Raw genomic sequence first — 20,305 nt, 5'->3', positions numbered from 1 at the left:
CCCAAAAGCCTGCCTTCGGGCCTGACCCGAAGGTGGGGACCGGTTTTGGGACAATCCGTTGCACAAACGACGGTACGACTCGACTTGAAAGTCCGCCGATCTATCGGCAGCAAGCAGCTCGGGGGATATCCCATGCTCCAGATACAGGCCTCCCATGAGGCAGCGCCGTTGATCGACGACAACCGGCGCGCAAGGCTGGTGTTTTGCCTGGTCGCGGCGACCGTCATGGCGGCCGCGCTCCTGGCGCTCGCCGCGTCGCTGCTGCAGGACCCCGACAGTTGGTGGCACATCAAGGTCGGGCAGGATCTCCTGGCAAGCCGCACATTCCCGACGGCCGACACCTATTCCTACACTTCTGCCGGCCATCCATGGATCGCCAAGGAATGGCTCGGGCAGGTTCTTCTTGCGCTTGCCTACAAGACAGCCGGCTGGAACGGCGTCGCGCTGCTGACGATCGCCGTGGTCGCCCTGGCGGTCTTCTTGATGTCGTGGCATCTCAGCGCCTGGCTGAAGCCGACACTGGCGGTAGGACTGACGCTCGTTCTGGCGCTCCTCGTCGACCCGGTCTATATCGCGCGACCGCACATCTTCACCTTGCCCATCATCGTCGTCTGGACCGCGTATCTTTTCGGTGTCGCGCGCAGCGAGTTGGCCCCGCCTCTATGGCTGTTGCCGCTGCTTTGCCTGTGGGCCAACCTCCACGCGACGTTCACCTTCGGCTTCGTCATCGCGGCTTTCGCCGGCCTCGATCTTCTCATGCGCATACGCCTGTCGAACCCCCGGCTGCTGGCCAGTTGGATCGCCTTCGGGCTGCTTTGTCCGCTGGTCAGCCTGCTCAATCCCTATGGCGTCAAGGCCATACTCGCCACCTTCACGGTGGCCTATGGCAATGAAGCGGTGCCCTACATCCTGGAATGGCGGCCGTTCAACGCCTCGGAGCACGGCTTCCAGGAGGTGGCCCTGCTGGCGGTCCTTTTCGGGCTGTTGGTTTCGAGACTGCAGATCGGCTGGGCCAAGGCATTGTTCCTTGTCTTCACCTTGCATGTCTATCTCACCCACATTCGGTTCATGTACCTGTTCTTTCTGCTTGTCCCGATCGTTCTCGCTACCGAGGTGGCTGAGCAATATCCCGCACTTTCCCTGGCCAAATGGATGGCGGACAAGCGCGACGGGCTGGAACGGTTCTTCGCCAAATGGTTTTACCAGATCTGCGGCGTGGTCGGCGTTCTGGTGGTGGGCGCGATCGCTGTGCTTACCAGCGCCTACCAGGCCGAGCCGAGCCAGAAGACTTCCGCCAGGGACGCGCTTACATTCGCCGAAAGCCATCATCTGTCGGGCAATGTCCTGAATTCGTATAATTTTGGCGGCAGCTTGATCTTCCACGGCATCAAGACATTCATCGACGGCCGGACGGATCAGCTCTTTCTCAACGGCTTTACGAAGACGGATACCGAAATGGGCCGCAGTGGCGGAAAGCCGATCCTTCAGGAACAGCTCAAGAAATATGCGATCGACTGGGCGCTACTGACCGCGGACGACAGCCGCATTCCCTTCTTCGACGAGTTGGGCTGGAAGCGGGCGTATTCAGACAAATACGCCGTGATCTACGTGCCCGGCGCTTGATTTTCTGTAGTTTTATTGCCGGCACACGACTTGAAACGCCGTGCCGGCGTTGAGATCGCGACAGTAAAATCCTTATAGGAATTTTATTTCTTTCCTGTCCGCGACGTCTCGAACCTTTATGGCACTTTGATCCATATTTCACAGGGAAACACACATCGGTCACCGCTTGCTGCAGTGACCGCGTATTTCCACGAGATTTTGGCACAGCCGTCCGCAGATGATGCGAAGCTAAACGAAGATAAGGAACATGCACGATGGATATCATCGTTCTCGGGGTAGGGGTTTTGTTTTTTGCCCTGTTCTTCGCCTACGTCAAAGCCTGCGACAATCTTTAGGCGGAAGGATCGCAACATGCTTGTCGACTATATCCTTGGTGGCGGTGTGACCTTGTTCCTTCTCGCCTACCTGACTTACGCCCTCGTTCGCCCAGAACGCTTCTGACAGCAACTGGCGCCAGGCACGGAAAGCTATATCAATGACTCTCAACGGATGGATACAGATCCTTGCTTATTGCGGGATCGTCGTTTTGCTGGTGAAGCCGCTCGGCGGCTACATGCATCGCGTTTTCAATGGCGACCGCACATTTCTCTCGCCGGTTCTTGGCCCGCTCGAGCGTGCCCTTTATCGCATCTCGGGAACCAGCGAGCGCGAGGAGCAGCACTGGATGACCTATGCGGCGGCGCTGTTGGTCTTCAATCTGGCCGGTTTCCTGGTGCTCTATTTCCTGCAGCGTCTGCAGGGAAGCCTGCCCCTGAATCCGGCCGGCATGACCGCCGTCGAACCCGGACTTGCTTTCAACACCGCCGCCAGCTTCATGACCAACACCAACTGGCAGAACTACGGCGGCGAAAGCACGATGTCCTATCTCGTGCAGATAGCCGGCCTCACCGTGCAGAACTTCCTGTCCGCGGCGACCGGTATCGCCATCGCTATCGCGCTGATCCGCGGCTTCGCCAAGGCTTCCGGCAAATCGATCGGCAATTTCTGGGTCGACATGACCCGGTGCACCCTTTACCTGCTGTTGCCGCTCTGCATCGTGCTGACATTGGTCTATGTCTATCTCGGCGTGCCGCAGACGCTCGGCGCCTATATCAACGCAACGACGCTGGAAGGCGCGCAGCAAACGATCGCAGTCGGGCCTGTCGCCTCACAGGTCGCCATCAAGATGCTTGGTACCAACGGCGGCGGCTTCTTCAACGCCAATGCCGCGCATCCCTTCGAAAATCCCAATGCGATCTCGAACCTGATCCAGATGGTAACGATCTTTGCCATCGGCGCTGCACTAACCAACGTCTTCGGCCGCATGATCGGCAGTCAGCGACAGGGCTGGGCGATCCTGTCGGCGATGGGCGTCCTGTTCATTGCCGGTATCGCGATCTGCTACTGGGCGGAAGCCGCCGGCAACCCGCTGGTGCATGCGCTCGGTATCGACGGCGGCAACATGGAAGGCAAGGAAACACGTTTCGGCATCGCTTTGTCGGCGCTGTTTGCGGTCATCACCACGGCCGCGTCCTGCGGCGCCGTCAACGCCATGCATGACAGCTTCACCGCGCTTGGCGGCATGATCCCGATCATCAACATGCAACTCGGCGAGGTCATTGTCGGCGGTGTCGGCGCCGGTCTCTACGGCATCTTGATGTACATCGTGATCGCCGTCTTCGTCGCCGGACTGATGGTCGGACGCACGCCCGAATATCTCGGCAAGAAGATTGAGGCCAAGGAGGTCAAGATGGCAATGCTGGCCATTCTCTGCCTGCCGCTGGCGATGCTGATCTTCACCGCCATCGCGGTGGTGCTGCCGACCGGCGTCGCTTCCATAGCCAATGCCGGCCCGCACGGCTTCTCCGAAGTTCTCTATGCCTACACCTCGGCTGCCGCCAACAACGGCTCGGCCTTTGGCGGTCTGACGGGCAACACGCCCTGGTACAATATCACGCTCGGCATCGGCATGCTGATGGGCCGCTTCCTGGTCATCATCCCGGCTCTGGCAATCGCCGGTTCGCTGGTCGCCAAGAAGACGGTCCCCGCCTCCGCCGGCACCTTCCCGACCGACGGACCGCTGTTCGTCGGGCTGCTGGTCGGCGTCATCCTGATCGTCGGCGGCCTCACCTTCTTCCCGGCTCTGGCCGTCGGACCGATCGTCGAGCATCTGGCGACGATCAGTGGACAGACCTTCTGAGACAGTCATGAGCTGGTTCAACATCATGCGTCGCAAGGCTCGGCCCCGAGCCGACAATGAGGGGGAGGCAACGCCCCCTCCCTTCCCGACCATATCCACCTTCCTGGGCATCGCGGCAGTCATGATCGTGATCTGGCTGCTGGCCTCCGGGCTTCCGCATCTGCTTTCGGCATCCGATCGGGCGGCGCCGTCCAACAACATCGACACTGGAGCCACCAAATGAGCCAGTCCAAATCCGCTGTTATCATGGATGCCCGCATACTGGGGCCCGCCATTGGCGGAGCGTTCCGGAAATTGAACCCACGCACCTTGAGCAGAAATCCTGTGATGTTCGTTGTCGCCGTCGTCTCGGCGCTCACGTCAGTCCTGTTCGTCAAGGATCTTGTCACTGGCGGCGGCGATCTCGGCTTCTCGCTGCAGATCATCATCTGGCTATGGTTCACGGTGCTGTTCGCCAATTTCGCCGAAGCGGTCGCCGAGGGCCGCGGCAAGGCGCAGGCCGACTCGTTGCGCAAGGCGCGCACCGAAACGCAGGCCAAGCTGTTGACCGGCGACGACCGCACCAAATTCAAGCTGGTGCCCGGCACCAGCCTGAAGGTCGGTGACGCGGTGCTGGTCGAGGCCGGCGACATCATTCCGTCGGACGGCGAGGTGATCGAAGGCGTCGCCTCGGTCAACGAGGCGGCGATAACCGGCGAATCCGCTCCGGTCATCCGCGAATCCGGCGGCGATCGTTCGGCCGTGACCGGCGGCACGCAGGTGCTGTCCGACTGGATCCGCGTGCGCATCACCGCGGCGTCAGGCCATACTTTCCTCGACCGCATGATCTCGCTGGTCGAAGGAGCCGCGCGCCAGAAGACGCCCAACGAGATCGCGCTCAATATCCTGCTTGTCGGCATGACGCTGATCTTCGTGCTGGCCACTGCGACAATCCCGAGCTTTGCTTCCTATTCCGGCGGCTACATCTCGGTCACCGTGCTGGTCGCGCTGTTCGTGACCTTGATCCCGACCACAATCGGCGCCCTGCTTTCGGCCATCGGCATCGCCGGCATGGACCGACTGGTGCGTTTCAACGTGCTGGCCATGTCGGGCCGTGCCGTCGAAGCCGCGGGCGACGTCGACACGCTGCTGCTCGACAAGACCGGAACGATCACGCTCGGCAACCGCCAGGCCACGGAGTTCCGCCCGGTCAAAGGCGTCACCGAACAGGAATTGGCCGATGCGGCGCAACTCGCCTCGCTAGCCGACGAAACGCCCGAGGGTCGCTCGATCGTCGTGCTGGCCAAGGAGAAATACGGCATCCGCGCTCGCGACATGGCAACGCTGCATGCCGCTTTCGTGCCCTTCACCGCGCAGACCCGCATGAGCGGCGTCGATATCGACGGCTCGTCGATCCGCAAGGGCGCCATCGATTCAGTTCTCGCCCATGTCAACCAGTCGATATCAGCCGGCAGCGGTGCACGCCCGGCCAGCGACGCCGTCCGCGACCTGCAGGCGATCGCCGACGAGATTGGCAAGTCCGGCGGCACGCCGCTGGCGGTCGAGCGCGACGGGCGCCTGCTTGGCGTCGTCCACCTCAAGGACATCGTCAAGGGCGGCATCAGGGAACGCTTCGCCGAACTGCGCAAGATGGGCATTCGCACGGTGATGATCACCGGCGACAATCCGATGACGGCGGCAGCGATCGCCGCTGAAGCCGGCGTCGATGACTTCCTCGCCCAGGCGACGCCCGAGGACAAGTTGAAGCTGATCCGCGACGAACAGGCCAAGGGCAAGCTGGTCGCCATGTGCGGCGACGGCACCAACGATGCCCCCGCCCTTGCTCAGGCCGATGTCGGCGTCGCCATGAACACCGGCACGGTCGCCGCGCGCGAAGCCGGCAACATGGTCGATCTCGACAGCGACCCGACCAAGCTGATCGAGATCGTCGAGATCGGCAAGGCGCTGTTGATGACGCGCGGCTCGCTGACGACCTTCTCCATCGCAAACGACGTGGCCAAGTACTTCGCCATTATCCCCGCCATGTTCGCCGTCTTCTACGTCGCGCCGGGGCAGACGTCGGGCCCGCTGCAGGCGCTCAACATCATGCATCTGGCGACGCCGCAGAGCGCCATCCTGTCGGCGATCATCTTCAACGCGCTGATCATCATCGCGCTGATCCCGCTATCGCTGAAGGGCGTCAAATACCGCGCCATCGGCGCCGGCGCGCTGCTCAGCCGCAACCTTCTCGTCTACGGCCTCGGCGGCATCATCGTGCCCTTCGTCGGCATCAAGCTGATCGACATGATCATCACCGCCGTCGGCCTCGCATAAGGAACCATGTCCATGCTCAATCAAATCAGACCCGCGATCATCATGATCGTCTTCTTCACGGTGCTGACCGGCCTTATCTATCCGATCGGCATGACCGGCATCGCCCAGGCCCTGTTTCCCAACCAGGCCAATGGCAGCCTGATCGAGAAGGATGGCAAGGTTATCGGTTCCGAACTGATCGGCCAGGCCTTCGCCGGCGACACCTACTTCCACGGCCGCCCCTCGGCCGCCGGCGACGGCTACAACGCCGCCGCTTCCAGCGGTTCCAATCTCGGCCCGACCAATGCTAAGCTGATCGACCGCATCAAGGGCGACGCCGAGAAATTGAAGGCGGAAAATCCGGGCGCGCCGGTGCCGATGGACCTCGTCACCACATCCGGCAGCGGCCTCGATCCGCACATCAGTCCCGAAGCCGCCTACTTCCAGGTCGCCAGGGTGGCCAAGGCCAGGGGCGTCGATGAGGCGAAGATCAAGTCGCTCGTCGACAGCCACGTCGAGAGCCGCGAGCTCGGCTTCATGGGCGAGCCGGTCGTCAACGTGCTTGCCCTCAACCTTGCACTGGACGATGCGACGAAGCAATGATGGCGGGTACGGGGATCGACACGGTCCCCGGCGCCATTGATGATCGATGCTGATGCCGGACGAGAGCCGCAACGCAGAAACAAGACCCTCTCCCGACGCGCTGCTCGACCATGCGGAGCGCGAGGAGCGCGGTCGTCTGAGGATATTCCTGGGCGCAGCCCCCGGCGTCGGCAAGACCTATGAGATGCTGATGGCGGGCCGCGCCAGACTGGCCGACGGGATCGACGTGGTGATCGGCATTGTCGAGACGCACGGCCGCAAGGAAACCCAGGCGCTGGTCGAAGGCTTTGAGGTCATCCCGCGCAGTCAGGTCGACTACAAGGGGCGTATGCTGGACGAGATGGATATCGATGCCATCCTTGCCCGGCGCCCGGCGCTGGTTCTCGTCGACGAACTCGCCCACACCAACGCGCCCGGCAGCCGTCATCCCAAACGCTATCTCGACGTTCAGGAAATCCTGACGCATGGCATCGACGTCTACACGACGCTCAACATCCAGCATGTCGAGAGCCTGAACGATGTCGTGGCCCAGATCACGCGTGTGCGGGTGCGCGAAACGGTTCCCGATTCCGTCATCGATCAGGCCGACGACGTCGAGATCATCGACCTCACCCCCGACGACCTGATCAAGCGGCTAAGGGAAGGCAAGGTCTACTTTCCCAACACCGCCCAGCGCGCCATCGAGAACTATTTCTCGCCGGGCAATCTGACGGCGCTCAGGGAACTGGCGCTGCGGCGTACCGCCCAGCGTGTCGATGAGCAGTTGCTGAACCACATGCAGGCACACGCCATTCCCGGACCGTGGGCGGCGGGGGAAAGGGTTCTTGTCTGCGTCGACGCGCGTCCGGGCGGGGCGGCCCGCGTCCGCTATGCGCGCCGGCTGGCCGACCGGCTCCGCGCCCCCTGGACGGCGCTTCATGTCGATACTCCTCGTTCGGCCGGCATGTCCGAGGAGGACAAGGATCGGCTGGCAACGCTGCTGCGCCTTGCCGAGCAGCTCGGCGCCGAGGTGACGACCATTCCGGGTCAGAACGTCGCGCAGGATATCGTGCGCCATGCGACCGCGAGCAACTTCACCCATATCGTGATCGGCAGGCCGACCCGATCGCGCTGGCGGGAATTGATCGAAGGCTCGCTCACTTATGATCTCATCCGCAATGCCGGCGACATCAGCGTCCATGTCATTTCGGGAACCGAACGCAACGCAGAGGCGACGTCGAGGACCATCAAGGCGGCGGAGGAGCCGTGGCAGTTCGAGATCTGGCCCTATCTCAAGGCCACAGCCTATGTTGCTGGCTCGCTCGCCTTCGCCGTCCTTCTCGACCAGTTTCTCGACGTCCGCAATCTGGCGATCATCTTTCTCATCGGGGTCCTGACGTCGGCGGTGGCCGGCGGTCTCTGGCCGGCTTTGTATGCCTGCCTCGTCAGCGCCCTTGCCTTCAACTATTTCTTCCTGGAACCACGCTACACGCTGACGATCCAGGATCCGGAGAGCATCGTTGCGCTGGCCGTCTTCCTCGTCGTTGCCGTCATTGCCAGCAATCTGACGGCGCGCGTGCAGCGCCAAGCGGTCGCCGCCCGCGCGCGGGCACGGGCCACGGAAGACATCTATCTCTTCGCAAAGAAGCTCGCCGGCGCCGGCACGCTCGACGACGTGCTCTGGGCCACCGCCTTCCAGATCGCTTCGATGCTGAAATTGCGCGTGGTGCTGCTTTTGCCCGAGAACGGCTCGATCACCGTCAAGGCCGGCTATCCGCCTGACGACACGCTGGCCGAGGCCGACATCGCGGCCGCCCGCTGGGCCTGGGAGCACGATCGCCCCGCGGGCCGTGGCGCCGACACACTACCCGGCGCAAAGCGCCTCTATCTTCCCTTGCGCACCGGCCGCACGGCGGTCGGTGTCGTCGGCCTCGACAACGACAAGCAGGGACCGCTGCTGACGCCCGAGCAGCAGCGTCTGCTCGACGCTCTCGCCGACCAGGCGGCGGTCGCCATCGAGCGCATCCAGCTTGTCGCCGATGTCGACCGGGCCAAGCTCGCGGCCGAGGCGGACCGCCTGCGCTCGGCATTGCTGACCTCGATTTCCCATGACCTGAAAACGCCGCTCGCGGCCATCATGGGGGCTGCCGGGACGCTGAGGGAGTTCGCGCCCGCACTTCCCGAGCAGGATCGGACGGAGCTCTTGTCGACCGTGCTCGACGAATCCGAGCGGCTGAACCGTTTCATCGCCAATCTGCTCGACATGACCAAGATCGAATCCGGCGCGATGGAACCGAGCTACGCCTTCCACTACGTCGGCGACATTGTCGGCTCCGCCTTGCAAAGAGCGAAGAAAATCATCGGCGAGCACAAGACCGAGATCGACATTCCGCAGAATCTGCCGATGCTGAAGCTCGATCCGGTCCTGTTCGAGCAGGTGCTGTTCAATCTGCTCGACAACGCCGCGAAATATGCACCGCCAGGGTCGACAATCCGGCTGCGGGGCTGGGTCGACAATGGCTCCGTCATCCTGCAGATCATGGATGAGGGGCCGGGCATTCCACCGGCGGATCTGGAGCGAATTTTCGACACCTTCTACCGGGTGCGCAAGCGCGACCAGGTCCGTGCCGGCACCGGGCTCGGTCTGTCGATCTGCCGCGGCTTCATCGAGGCGATGGGCGGGACCATATCGGCGGCAAACAGGACCGACCGCTCGGGCGCGGTCTTCACCATCAGGATGCCCGTTCCGACGGAACTGCCTCCCATGGGCGATCCAAATGCGGACGATTTGGCATGACACATTCAAACGTCAGCATATTGGTCGTCGATGACGAGCCGCCGATCCGAAAACTGCTCCGCGTCGGTCTCGGCAGCCAGGGCTATGCGATCAGCGAGGCGCCGAACGCCAAGGCGGCGATCGAGCTCGTCGAGATGGAGAAGCCGGACCTGATCCTGCTCGATCTCGGCCTGCCCGGCATGGGCGGCCACGATTTGCTGCGCAAATGGCGGGACGATGGCCTCGATATTCCCGTGGTCATCCTTTCCAGCCGCACCGACGAGTCCGGCATCGTCACGGCGCTCGAGCTCGGCGCCGATGACTACATCACCAAGCCGTTCGGCATGAATGAACTTGTCGCGCGCATCCGCGTGGCGCTCCGCCACAGGTTCCAGCAGCAGGGCGAGAAGCCGGTGTTCCATACCGGCGATCTCTCGGTCGATCTTGTGAAACGCATCGTCAAAGTCGAGGGCGGGGAAGTAAAGCTCTCGCCAAAGGAATATGATATCCTGCGCATCCTGGTGCAGCACGCGGGCAAGGTTCTCACTCACCAGTTTCTGCTGAAACAGGTCTGGGGCGATTCGACCGACGTGCAGTATCTTAGGGTTTATGTGCGGCAGCTCAGGCAAAAGATCGAGAAAACGCCGGACCAGCCGCGCTATATCACGACCGAAACCGGCGTCGGATACCGCCTGCGCGAAGTGGATTGAGTGCCGGAGCATCGGACCAAGCGGGTACCGTTTTGGGTAAAATCCGATGGGTGGGCGGACTCAATCGGCCGAGAGCTCCGCGGTTCGGGCAATCGCGCCGCTGAAGCCGGCCAATGAGGTGGGAAAGCTGACCGGCTGTCCGGTACGCAGCAGATCCGCAGTGGAGACCATGGCATCGCCGGACAAACGCCCTATATGAGCGCAAGGTTTGCAGGAATGAATGGATGTCGCGACTTCGCCTATTGACGATCTTCATGTCGGCAATGCTGGCAACGGCGACGTTGCCAGGCGCAAGTCCGGCCACCTCGGCGCAGGTCCTCAATCCTACCAATCGCAATACCCTGGTCCAGCAAAACGAATTGCAGATGCTGGAGAACAGGCTGCGGCGCCAGCAATTCCAGCAGCAGCAGCAGCAGTTCCGTGCCCAGGATCGCGAGATCGCGCCGCAGCAACGGCCTGATGTGCCGCAGATGAAGCCTACTTGCCAGCTGCAGCGGTCGGGCAACGGCTTCGTCAGCACCTGCCGTTGATGAGCCGGCGCTTTTCATTTATTTAGCCGACTTATAGCTTGTACGCCACTGTGCTTGAAGTAGCATCAAAGGCGGTTTTTGATTTCGCAGCGTGCCTTTGTGCTTGGGCACTGCCCTGATTGGATCGTCGGGAATGGCAGCCACCAAGAAGAAGGTCGTACGCAAGGCAAAGGAAGGCGAAAGGATCCGCCAGGTCGCGGCGATTCCCTTTCGGCTGAACGAGCGTGGCGATATCGAGGTGATGCTGGTCACCTCGCGCACGACCAAGCGCTTCATCGTGCCCAAGGGTTGGCCGATGAAGGGCAAGAGCGGGCGCAAGGCAGCCACCATCGAAGCGCAGGAAGAAGCCGGCGTTCTCGGCAAGACGCTGAAGGAGCCGGCCGGCACCTATTCCTACTGGAAGCGGCTGACGAACCGATTCGTCCGCGTCGACGTCGTCGTATATCTGCTGGCGGTAACTGAGGAGCTGGCCAGCTGGCAGGAGGCCAAAAGGCGGCAGCGGGCATGGCTGGCGCCGGAAGACGCGGCGATGCTTATCGACGAGCCCGATCTGTCGACGCTGCTGAAGAACTTGAAGGTTCCCCAGCCCGCGCCCGCTTAACACACGTCGGACCAAAGCCTCATTTGGATCCGTCATCCCCCTCGGGAAAGGACCGTACCGGCGTGCCGGTATAGGCCCAAAGCCATTCGCGCGGCAGCGGCCCCTTGTTGCGGTCAGTCGCCTGCGACTGTTCCCACGCATGCGCCAATATGCCAACCGAGCGCGAGAGCACGAAAAGGCCGCGTGTCAGCGGCGGCGGGAAGCCGAGCTCGCCATAGATGACGGCGGTGGCGCCGTCGATGTTGAGCGGGATCTTTCTGCCCTTGCGCCGCGCGACCTCGGCCTCGACAGCCTCGGCGATGTCGGCGAAGCGTCCGCTGACGACGCCGCGCGCGGCAAAATCGCGGGTCAGCTCGATGAGGCGCGGCGCTCGTGGATCGACCGGATGGAAGCGATGGCCGAGCCCTGGCACATAAGATTCTTCCTCGGCGAAGAAACGATCGAGCCGCACCGAGACGGCATCGGCAAGCGTCGTGCCTCCGTCCAATGCCGCGGCGATGTCGCCATAGAAGGCAAGCGCCTGCTCGCCGGCGCCGCCATGCACGTCGCCAAGCACATTGATGGCCGAGGCCATGGCGCTGTTGATGCCGACGCCGCAGGTGGCCGCCATGCGGGCAATGGCGATCGACGGCGCCTGCGGCCCATGGTCGACGGCGGCGCCGAGCGCAATGCCGAGCAGCGCCGCCTGTTCCTCACCAGGCAGTTCGCCGCGCAGCATCAGCCAGATCATCGCCGGAAAGCTGACGCGGCCGATCAGATCCTGGATCTCGTAGCCGCGCAGCCGGATGACGCCGGGGCGCATTTCGATGATGCCGGTCTGCCACCATTCCTCACCGCACTCGCGGCCGATCTTCTTCTCGGCGCCGCTCATGCCCGCGCCCTCTTGTTTGCTCGGGGCGGCAGACTGGCAAATACCTCATCCATATGCTCGCCCAATGTTGGCGGCGGCCTAGTCGGCAAGGGTGCCGCGCCATCGACAATGAACCCGCCGCGCACGACGGTCAGCGGCCGGTCCATCTTCGACACGCCATCGAAGCGGGTGGTCATGTCGCGCCCGATCACTTGCTGCTCGGCCAGCACCTGCGGGATCGTCAGCACCCTGCCCGCCGGCACGCCCGCGCGATTGAGCGTCTCCTCCCACGCCGCGGCCGAGCCGCTCGCCAGTGCGTCCTCGATCAGCGCCTTCAAGGCGATGCGGTTGCGCTTGCGCGTCTCACGCTCGGCAAAGCGCGGGTCCGACGCCAGTTCCGGCAGCCCAATCAGCCGGCAGAGCGTGACGAACTGCTCCTGCTTGTTGGCGGCGATGTTGAGCAAGCCGTCGCCGGTGCGAAACGTACCGGAAGGTGCTGCCGTCATGTTCTCGTTGCCCATCGGCTGCGGATCGACATCAGCCGTCAGATAGTTGGAGACCGGCCAGCCCAGCGCGGAGAGCGTGCATTCGAGCATCGACACGTCGAGGAAGGCGCCCTCGTCGCTGGTCTTCTGCCTCACAAGTGCAGCAGTGATGGCGAACGCCCCGACCAGCCCGCCCAGCGTGTCGGCGACCGGATAGCCGACACGCAGCGGCGCGGTCTCCGGCGTGCCGGTGATGCTCATGATGCCGGACAGTCCCTGGATGATCTGGTCGTAGGCAGGATTGTCGCGCATCGGCCCCGTCTGGCCGAAGCCCGAAATCGCGCAATAGACAAGGCTGGGGCGGATCTCTTTCAGCTTGGCGTAGCCGAGCCCCAGCCGGTCCATCACGCCGGGGCGGAAGTTCTCGACCAGCGCATCGGCGGAAGCGACCAGATCGAGGAAGCGTTCGCGATCGGCCTCTTTCTTGAGATCGAGCACCACCGATCGTTTGCCCGAGTTCTGCGCCAGGAACGAAGCGCCCATGCCGGTGCTGTTGAGTTCCGGCGAACCGCCGAGCTGGCGCGCCAGATCGCCACCTTGCGGCGCCTCGACCTTGATCACATCGGCCCCGAGCAGCGCCAGTTGATAGGCGCAATAAGGGCCAGCCAGAACATTGGTCAGGTCGAGGACGCGGATGCCGGACAGCAGATCGGTCATGATGTCACAAACAGCTCAGGCATCGCCCGGCACATGCTCGGGCCCGCGCCTGCGCCTGTGCTCGACGTAAGCCCAGATATGCGGTCCAATCAGTCCGATGAACGCCAGCGTCAGCAGCGTCAGCGACAGCGGGTGCTTATAGAACACCGACCAGTCGCCGTTCGAGATGGTCATCGCGCGGCGGAACTGGGTTTCGGCGAGCGGCCAGAGGATCATGCCGATGATGACCGGCGCCGTCGGGAAATCGAAGCGCCGCATCAGGAAACCGGCCCCGCCGAGCAGATAGAGGATGACGAGGTCGGTCGGCGACTGCGAAATGCCGTAGGTGCCGACCGTGGCGAACACCAGGATGCCGGCATAGAGCTGCGGCGCCGGGATTTTCAGCAGCCGCACCCACAACCCGATCAGCGGCAGGTTGAGGATGACGAGGATGACGTTGGCGATGAACAGGCTGGCGATCAGCCCCCAGACCAGATTGGCCTGCGTCATGAACAGCATCGGCCCGGGATTGATGCCATAGCTCTGGAAGGCCGACAGCATGATCGCGGCCGTCGCCGAGGTCGGCAGGCCGAGCGTCAGCATCGGCACCAGCACGCCGGCGGCCGATGCGTTGTTGGCGGCTTCCGGGCCGGCAACGCCTTCGATGGCGCCGACCGTGCCGAACTCCTCCTTGTGTTTGGAGAGCTTCTTCTCGATCGCATAGGACAGGAAGGTCGGGATCTCGGCGCCACCGGCCGGCAGGGCGCCGATCGGGAAGCCGAGCAGGGCGCCTCGCAGCCAAGCCTTCCACGAGCGGGCCCATTCGGCCGCCGTCATGTAGAGCGATCCCCTCAAGGGCACGATCTCGTCCTTGCCGGCGTAACGGCGCGACGCCATGTAGAATGTCTCGCCGACCGCAAAGAGGCCGACGGCGACGACGATCACGTCGACGCCGTCGAGCAATTGGCTCATGCCGAAGGTGAAGCGCGGCTGGCCGGTCTGCAGGTCGACGCCGATCATGCCGATGACGAAGCCGACGAACAGGCTGGTCAGGCCGCGCACCGACGACGAGCCGAGCACCGCCGAAACCGTGATGAAGGCCAGCACCATCAGCGAAAAATATTCGGCCGGGCCGAAAGACAGCGCGAATTTGACCACCACCGGCGCCAGGAACGCGACCCCCACCGTGCCGAGCGTGCCGGCGACGAAGGAGCCGATCGCCGACGTGGCAAGTGCAGCGCCGCCGCGGCCGGAACGGGCCATCCTGTTGCCTTCCAGCGCCGTGACGATAGTAGCGCTTTCACCCGGCGTGTTGAGCAGGATCGATGTCGTCGAACCGCCATACATGGCGCCGTAATAGATGCCGGCAAACAGGATGAAGGACGCTTCCGGCGCCACCTGATAGGTGATCGGTAAAAGCAGGGCGATGGTCAGCGCCGGCCCGAGGCCGGGCAGCACGCCGATCGCGGTCCCCAGCGTCGTGCCGAGCAGGCACCACATGAGATTGACCGGCGTAAAGGCGACCGAAAATCCGTTCGCGAGATGGCCAAGCGTTTCCATGGCTTCAGGCCCTCAACATACGGATGATCGAATCGAGGACCGTGTTCAGCTGGTTCTCGATGAAGCCGGCGCCGATATTGACGCCAAGCGCCCTGGCGAAGCCGAAATAGGCGGCAAGCGCCAGGATCAGGCCGAGCAGTACGTCACGCAGCGGATGTCTGCTGCCAAACCCGTGGCAGATGAGAACGAACATGATCACCGAGGCCGCGGTGAAGCCAAGCGGCTGGATCAGCACGAGGTTCGCGACCAGTCCGACGGCGACGATGCCCATCGCCTTCCAGTCGGTCGGCGTCTCCTTTTCTTCCTCCGGTTGCCAGCCACCCCGCACGGCGGCGACGATCAGCAGGAGGGAAAGGATCGTCATGCCGATCATGGTAATGTAGGGAAAGACGGTCGGGCCGACCTTGGAGTAGAGCGGCGACACCGGAATCGCCAGCGTCTGCCAGGCTACCGCGCCGGCGCAGGCGAGAAGCCCGATGCCGATCAGCAATTCGGGCACGGCAAGGCGCGGCCGCGCCGCCTGCTGCTCGCTGGTGCTCATGATCGTCCTCCCTGGATAGCCAGCCGGTCTCCCAAAGCCGACCTCACCGCAGTTTCACTCGCTCTGGATCGTATGTCCATGCGGCTGGGCGAACATCGGAAAAGGGCGGCGCAGGCCGCCCCTTTCCGAAGGCATCAGGCAAGGCCGAGATCCTTGAGGATGGCCTCGATCCGGGTCGTGTCTTCAGCGAGGAATTTTGCGTAGTCGTCGCCGGTGAGCAGGATTTGCGTCCAGTTGCGGTTCTTGCATTCAGTGGCCCAGGCATCGCTTTTGGCCATCGTCTCGACCAGCGTGATCATTGCCGCCTTGTCGGCGTCGGAAACGCCGGGCGGTGCGAAGACGCCGCGCCAGTTGAACAGTTCGACATCGATGCCGACTTCCTTCAGCGTCGGTGCGTCGATGCCTTCCTGGCGCTTTTCCGCGGAAATGGCGAGCAGCCGAAGCGCACCTGCCTTGACCTGTTCGGAGAACTCGCCAAAGCCGGAGATGCCGGCCGCGACCTGGTTGCCGAGAAGCGCCGACAGCGCCTCGCCGCCGCCGGCGAACGGCACATAGGAGAGTTCGTTTGCCGGAACACCGGCCGTCTTCGCGATGAGGCCGAACAATATGTGGTCCGAGCCGCCGGCCGAACCGCCAGCCACTGGAACCTTGGTCGGGTCAGCCTTGAGGGCGGCGACGAAATCCGCTGCGGTCTTGAACGGCGAGGCCGCCGGCACCACAAGCGCCTCGAACTCGCCGGTGAGGCGGGCGATCGGCGTGACTTCGGTGAGATTATTGGCCGATTTGTTGGCGATGATGGCGCCAACCATGACCATGCCGCCAACCATCAGCGAATTGCCCTTGCCGTTCCACTGGCTGATGAACTGCGGCAGGCCGACCGTGCCGCCGGCGCCGCCGACATTGGTGATCTGCGAACCGGAGATCAGCTTCTCACTGCGCAGCACCTGGTCCATAGTGCGCGCCGTCTGGTCCCAGCCGCCGCCGGGCGCTGCCGGCACGAAGATCTGGATCTGCGGTGCATCCTGCGCGAAAGCGGGCGAAAGGTGCAACGCCGCGAAACCGGCGGCGCCGGCAGCGGCGGTGCTCATTAAAAATCTGCGTCTGTTCAGCATGGGATTCCTCCAATCACGACACCTCCTCCGGTGCCTGCCAGCAACGTAGCCTGAATTCAGACCCGCTCGGGAAAAATTCATGCAGTCTTTGCTTCATTCTGTCAACAGGAACGCTATTCTACTGGACAGAACGGCCTGCATGCGGCACAATTGTTCCGATGGCCCTTCTGTCCAAGTGGGAACAGAACGACGTGGTCAAACAGATGACCGTAACACAATCCAAGCCCGCCTCGGCCGATGGCGTTGCAGCGCTCGACCGCGCCATCGCCATCCTCGACGCTTTCACCACCGCCGACCGGTCGCTCAGCCTCGCCGAAATCGCGGCGCGGACCGGCCTCTACAAGAGCACGATCCTGAGGCTGGCGAACTCGTTGCTACGCGGGCAGTTGCTGGAGCGTCTCGACGATGGCCGCTATCGCGTCGGCCCTGCCACCTTCCGGCTGGGCGCCCTATACCAGCGTTCGGTCGTAGCGGTCGACATCCTGCTGCCGATCATGCGCGATCTCGGCGACCGAAGCTGGGAAAGCGTCGCTTTCTATGTCCGTTCGGGTGACGTGCGTACCTGTCTCTACCGCGTCGAGTCCAAGCATCCGATCCGCTACACGATCCGGGAAGGCGACGTGCTGCCCTTGCTGGCCGGCTCCGGCGGTCGCGTGCTTGCGGCGTTTTCCGGTCAGCAAGGCGAGCCTTACCAGACGATCCGCAAAACCTATCATTGTTTGTCGGTGGGCGATCGCGACCCCGAGACGGCGGGCGTCTCGGCACCGGTGTTCGGACCGGGGCGCACGTTGCTCGGCGCATTGACGCTGTCCGGCCCGAGCACACGCGTCGACGCGGCCTTTCTCCAACGCATGAAAAGTCCGCTGCTCGAGGCTGCCGCGCGCGCCACCCGCGCTTTCGGCGAAGACGCCTCGACGCTCGAACAGGCGGCCCGCCAAGCCGGTGCCGAAGCGGAAGGCGTAGAAAGCCTCGGTGCGGCCTGACCGGAACCACAGCCAGAACCTCAGGATGGCAAGCAGCACCCTCAAGGCTGCCGTTCCAGCAGGATCGTCGCATTGTCATGATAGGTGGTTCGCAACACTTCCCTGTAGCCGCATTTTGCCGCGACGTTCAGTGAAGCGGTGTTTTCCGGATCGATTATGCAGACGGTCCTTACGCGCTCGAATGCCTCGTCGCGCCAGGCGAGAACCCGTCCGACGACTTCGCTGGCGAGCCCCTGGCCATGTGCGCTCGAGACCAGTGCCCAACCGGCTTCCGGCACGCCTTCGATCGACGGCACCATGTCGCGCTTCAGATCGTGAAAGCCGGCCTCACCGATGAAGCGGCCTGATGCCTTGTCTTCGATCGCCCAGAAGCCGTAGCCCAGCAGAGACCACAGGCCGGCATGACGCAGGAAGCGCATCCAGCTTTCCTCCCGCGTGCGCGGTTTGCCGCCGATGAAGCGGGTGACGGCCGGATCGGCCCACATGGCGACATAGGCATCGAAATCATCGCGTTGGTGTGGCCGCAGGATGGTGCGCGGCGTTTCGATGACGGGAGCGACGACCGCCTGCGGATTATCCATGGATGCCTCGGTTGTGTTGCCTGTGCCTAACGCATGTCGCCCAAGAAGCCTGCCCTTGGCTTGACCCGAGCGTGCTCGGCGGTTTGGCGACAGGCGAAAGACAGAGATCAAAATCGCCTGCGCTAAACAAGAGCCAAAGGCTGTGCAGATCACCTTCCAGCCCAATGTGAATCCTGCCCAGCGGTGCTACTTTTCACCAGTAGCTGATTCAGCACGTCCGCTGTGCCGTCCGACGGAGGGAAAAGGGCATGGATACCACCGATCTCGTGCTTGCCATCTTTCATCATCTCCTGGTGTTTTCACTGGCAGGCATCATCGGCGCCGAATTTGTCCTGATCCGCGGCGATCTGCCCGCCGCGACCCTCCGGCGGCTTGTCGGCATCGATCGCCATTACGGCATCATCGCCATGTTGATCATCATCGTCGGCATCGGCCGCGTCATCTATGGTCTGAAGGGCTGGGAATTCTACGTCTACAACTGGGTGTTCTGGGCAAAGATGGCGACTTTCGCCATCGTCGGCCTGCTGTCGATCATCCCGACTGTCCGCTTCGTGTCCTGGAACAGGCAGGCCACGGCCAGCCCCGGCTTTCAGGTGCCGGCGGTGGAACTCGCATCCGTTCGAACCTATGTCCGCGCCGAAGCGTTCATCTTCCTGCTGATCCCGGTCTTCGCGGCGGCGATGGCGCGCGGCTACGGCTACTGAATTTCGTCCACCGGCCCGAGCGGCGCGATCTCGACCAGCGGCGCCGGCACATCGGTCGTCTTTTCGTCAGCCTTGCAGATATCGGCGATGACGCAGGCCGGACAATCCGGCTTGCGCGCCTTGCAGACATAGCGCCCATGCAGGATCAGCCAATGATGCGCGTGGCGCATATATTCGTCTGGAATGATCCTCAACAGCCCCTGCTCGACCTGTTCCGGCGTCTTGCCAGGCGCCAGCCCGAGCCGGTTGCCGATGCGCAAGATATGCGTGTCGACCGCCATCGTGTGCTGGCCGAAGGCCATGTTGAGCACGACATTGGCGGTCTTGCGCCCGACGCCCGGCAGCTTGACCAGTTGATCGTGATCGTCAGGCACCTCGCCGTCATGGTCGCGGATCAGCGCTTCCGAAAGCGCGATGACGTTCTTGGCCTTGTTGCGCCAGAGCCCGATGGTGCGGATATAATCGCCGACCTTGGCCTCGCAGAGCGCCAGCATCTTTTGCGGCGTGTCGGCGATCTTGAACAGCGCCCGAGTCGCCTTGTTGACACCGGCATCGGTCGCCTGCGCCGAAAGTACCACCGCCACCAGCAGCGTGAAGGCGTTGACATGTTCGAGCTCGCCCTTCGGCTCGGGCCGCTGAACCGAAAAGCGTCGGAAAATCTCGTGCACCTCGGCCGGGCTGTAGAGCGAATGGGACCGCACCGGCCGGGCACGCGGCTTGGCATTTGAGCCATCACGTCGGCCAGGCAGCAGTTCATTTTTGAGTGCGGAGGAATTTTTGGGCTTGGGGCTCGTCATCCCCTTCCTATAATATCCCGCCATGAGCGACACAAACGCCTCATTTCAGGCCGACGAGCCATTCTTCCAGGCGTTGCTGACACCACATCGGTCGCTGGGCAAAACCGGCTTTGCCATCCTGATGGGCGCTCTGCTGTTCGGCTCGTTGGTGACCGGAGCGTTTTTCCTGTCGCGCGGCGCCTGGCCGGTGTTCGGCTTCCTCGGCCTCGACGTGATTGCCGTCTACATCGCCTTCCGCGCCAATTATCGTGCCGCCCGCGCCCGCGAGGAAGTGTCGGTCTCACGCACCAGCCTAGACATCCGCAAGACCGCACCCTCCGGCAAGTCGGAAGCGCATCGCTTCAATCCGTTCTGGGCGCGTTTTTCGGTCGCCCGCCACGCCGAGATCGGCATCACCAGGATGGCGGTTGAAGCGCAAGGCCAGAATGTGCCGATCGGCGGCTTCCTCAATCCCGACGATCGAGAGAGTTTTGCCACAGCCTTTTCGCGGGCACTGGCGATCGCGAAGGCGCGCTAAAAGCCCATACACGTTTGCGAACCAGCCCATTCGGCGTCGAGCCGGTGCCTCACCCACGAAATGGTCTCTCAGCAGCCAACCGGCTCTCCAGCGCGTAGACGGTAATCAGCAGCGCCTGCTTCTCCTTGGTGAGATGCACCCTTTTCACCAGCCATGATCGGCTCTTTTCCCAAAGCCGACCTCTAT

20 protein-coding genes are annotated in these 20,305 nt (G+C 63.1%); 13 read left to right on the top strand and 7 right to left on the bottom strand.

Annotated elements, in window-relative coordinates; translation table 11 throughout:
• Positions 1–132: 132 nt before the first annotated feature.
• The 10 genes from IQ26_RS14870 (at position 133) to IQ26_RS14820 (ending at position 11,293) form a co-directional block, all read left to right on the top strand.
• Positions 133–1,623 carry a hypothetical protein gene (locus IQ26_RS14870; protein ID WP_145718439.1) on the top strand — a complete coding sequence of 497 codons (1,491 nt, stop codon included), beginning with the start codon at positions 133–135 and terminating at the stop codon, positions 1,621–1,623.
• 351 nt (positions 1,624–1,974) lie between these two features.
• Entirely contained in the window at positions 1,975–2,064 is a 90-nt protein-coding gene (gene kdpF, locus IQ26_RS14865; RefSeq protein WP_081609884.1) for a K(+)-transporting ATPase subunit F, read from the top strand.
• Positions 2,065–2,098: 34 nt separating this feature from the next.
• Complete coding sequence (kdpA, locus tag IQ26_RS14860) at positions 2,099–3,802, top strand: potassium-transporting ATPase subunit KdpA (protein ID WP_145718437.1); 1,704 nt, start codon at positions 2,099–2,101, stop codon at positions 3,800–3,802.
• A 7-nt stretch (positions 3,803–3,809) separates the two neighbouring features.
• Positions 3,810–4,025, top strand: coding sequence for a hypothetical protein (locus tag IQ26_RS14855; protein WP_145718435.1), 216 nt, complete (start codon positions 3,810–3,812; stop codon positions 4,023–4,025).
• Complete coding sequence (kdpB, locus tag IQ26_RS14850) at positions 4,022–6,115, top strand: potassium-transporting ATPase subunit KdpB (RefSeq protein WP_145718433.1); 2,094 nt, start codon at positions 4,022–4,024, stop codon at positions 6,113–6,115. The genes IQ26_RS14855 and kdpB overlap by 4 nt, the downstream gene beginning before the upstream one ends.
• A 12-nt stretch (positions 6,116–6,127) precedes the next feature.
• Entirely contained in the window at positions 6,128–6,697 is a 570-nt protein-coding gene (kdpC, locus tag IQ26_RS14845) for a potassium-transporting ATPase subunit KdpC (RefSeq protein WP_145718431.1), read from the top strand.
• A 52-nt stretch (positions 6,698–6,749) separates the two neighbouring features.
• Positions 6,750–9,473: a sensor histidine kinase gene (locus IQ26_RS14840; RefSeq protein WP_145718429.1), complete on the top strand. Its 2,724-nt coding sequence runs from the start codon at positions 6,750–6,752 to the stop codon at positions 9,471–9,473.
• Positions 9,470–10,162 (top strand): response regulator transcription factor, encoded by a 693-nt coding sequence (locus tag IQ26_RS14835; protein WP_145718427.1) that lies wholly within the window; start codon positions 9,470–9,472, stop codon positions 10,160–10,162. The genes IQ26_RS14840 and IQ26_RS14835 overlap by 4 nt, the downstream gene beginning before the upstream one ends.
• A 224-nt stretch (positions 10,163–10,386) precedes the next feature.
• Positions 10,387–10,692, top strand: a complete 306-nt coding sequence (locus IQ26_RS14825; protein ID WP_145718425.1) for a hypothetical protein — start codon at positions 10,387–10,389, stop codon at positions 10,690–10,692.
• 133 nt (positions 10,693–10,825) lie between these two features.
• The gene (locus IQ26_RS14820; protein ID WP_145718423.1) at positions 10,826–11,293 is read left to right on the top strand and encodes an NUDIX hydrolase; all 468 of its coding nucleotides are present in this window, start codon (positions 10,826–10,828) and stop codon (positions 11,291–11,293) included.
• Between the two features lie 19 nt (positions 11,294–11,312).
• Here IQ26_RS14820 and IQ26_RS14815 read toward each other — a convergent pair whose 3' ends face one another.
• From IQ26_RS14815 to IQ26_RS14795, 5 genes are all read right to left on the bottom strand, one after another.
• On the bottom strand, positions 11,313–12,164 hold the full coding sequence (locus IQ26_RS14815; protein WP_145718421.1) for a citryl-CoA lyase: 852 nt from the start codon (positions 12,162–12,164) through the stop codon (positions 11,313–11,315).
• Positions 12,161–13,345 (bottom strand): CaiB/BaiF CoA transferase family protein, encoded by a 1,185-nt coding sequence (locus tag IQ26_RS14810; RefSeq protein WP_145718419.1) that lies wholly within the window; start codon positions 13,343–13,345, stop codon positions 12,161–12,163. The genes IQ26_RS14815 and IQ26_RS14810 overlap by 4 nt, the downstream gene beginning before the upstream one ends.
• Before the next feature lie 15 nt (positions 13,346–13,360).
• A complete protein-coding gene (locus IQ26_RS14805) occupies positions 13,361–14,884 on the bottom strand; it encodes a tripartite tricarboxylate transporter permease (RefSeq protein WP_145718417.1) in 1,524 nt (507 codons plus the stop codon).
• A 4-nt stretch (positions 14,885–14,888) separates the two neighbouring features.
• Positions 14,889–15,425, bottom strand: coding sequence for a tripartite tricarboxylate transporter TctB family protein (locus IQ26_RS14800; RefSeq protein WP_145718415.1), 537 nt, complete (start codon positions 15,423–15,425; stop codon positions 14,889–14,891).
• 134 nt (positions 15,426–15,559) lie between these two features.
• The gene (locus IQ26_RS14795; RefSeq protein WP_145718412.1) at positions 15,560–16,537 is read right to left on the bottom strand and encodes a Bug family tripartite tricarboxylate transporter substrate binding protein; all 978 of its coding nucleotides are present in this window, start codon (positions 16,535–16,537) and stop codon (positions 15,560–15,562) included.
• Between the two features lie 203 nt (positions 16,538–16,740).
• Between IQ26_RS14795 and IQ26_RS14790 the strand changes: the two genes are divergently transcribed.
• Positions 16,741–17,520 carry an IclR family transcriptional regulator gene (locus IQ26_RS14790; RefSeq protein WP_145718410.1) on the top strand — a complete coding sequence of 260 codons (780 nt, stop codon included), beginning with the start codon at positions 16,741–16,743 and terminating at the stop codon, positions 17,518–17,520.
• A gap of 41 nt (positions 17,521–17,561) precedes the next feature.
• Here IQ26_RS14790 and IQ26_RS14785 read toward each other — a convergent pair whose 3' ends face one another.
• Positions 17,562–18,101, bottom strand: a complete 540-nt coding sequence (locus IQ26_RS14785) for a GNAT family N-acetyltransferase (RefSeq protein ID WP_145718407.1) — start codon at positions 18,099–18,101, stop codon at positions 17,562–17,564.
• A gap of 248 nt (positions 18,102–18,349) precedes the next feature.
• On the opposite strand from IQ26_RS14785, the gene IQ26_RS14780 reads away from it, so the two are divergent.
• Positions 18,350–18,805, top strand: a complete 456-nt coding sequence (locus IQ26_RS14780; protein WP_145718405.1) for a DUF2214 family protein — start codon at positions 18,350–18,352, stop codon at positions 18,803–18,805.
• Here IQ26_RS14780 and nth read toward each other — a convergent pair.
• Complete coding sequence (gene nth, locus IQ26_RS14775) at positions 18,799–19,602, bottom strand: endonuclease III (protein ID WP_145718403.1); 804 nt, start codon at positions 19,600–19,602, stop codon at positions 18,799–18,801. The two genes, IQ26_RS14780 and nth, sit on opposite strands and share 7 nt — an antisense overlap.
• Before the next feature lie 22 nt (positions 19,603–19,624).
• On the opposite strand from nth, the gene IQ26_RS14770 reads away from it, so the two are divergent.
• The gene (locus tag IQ26_RS14770; RefSeq protein WP_145718401.1) at positions 19,625–20,119 is read left to right on the top strand and encodes a DUF2244 domain-containing protein; all 495 of its coding nucleotides are present in this window, start codon (positions 19,625–19,627) and stop codon (positions 20,117–20,119) included.
• Positions 20,120–20,305 lie beyond the last annotated feature (186 nt).

This window comes from Mesorhizobium tianshanense (genome assembly GCF_007830515.1).
Classification (GTDB): Bacteria; Pseudomonadota; Alphaproteobacteria; order Rhizobiales; family Rhizobiaceae; genus Mesorhizobium; species Mesorhizobium tianshanense.
Note: the sequence above shows the minus strand (reverse complement) of the source record. Positions and strands in the feature narration are given on the sequence as shown.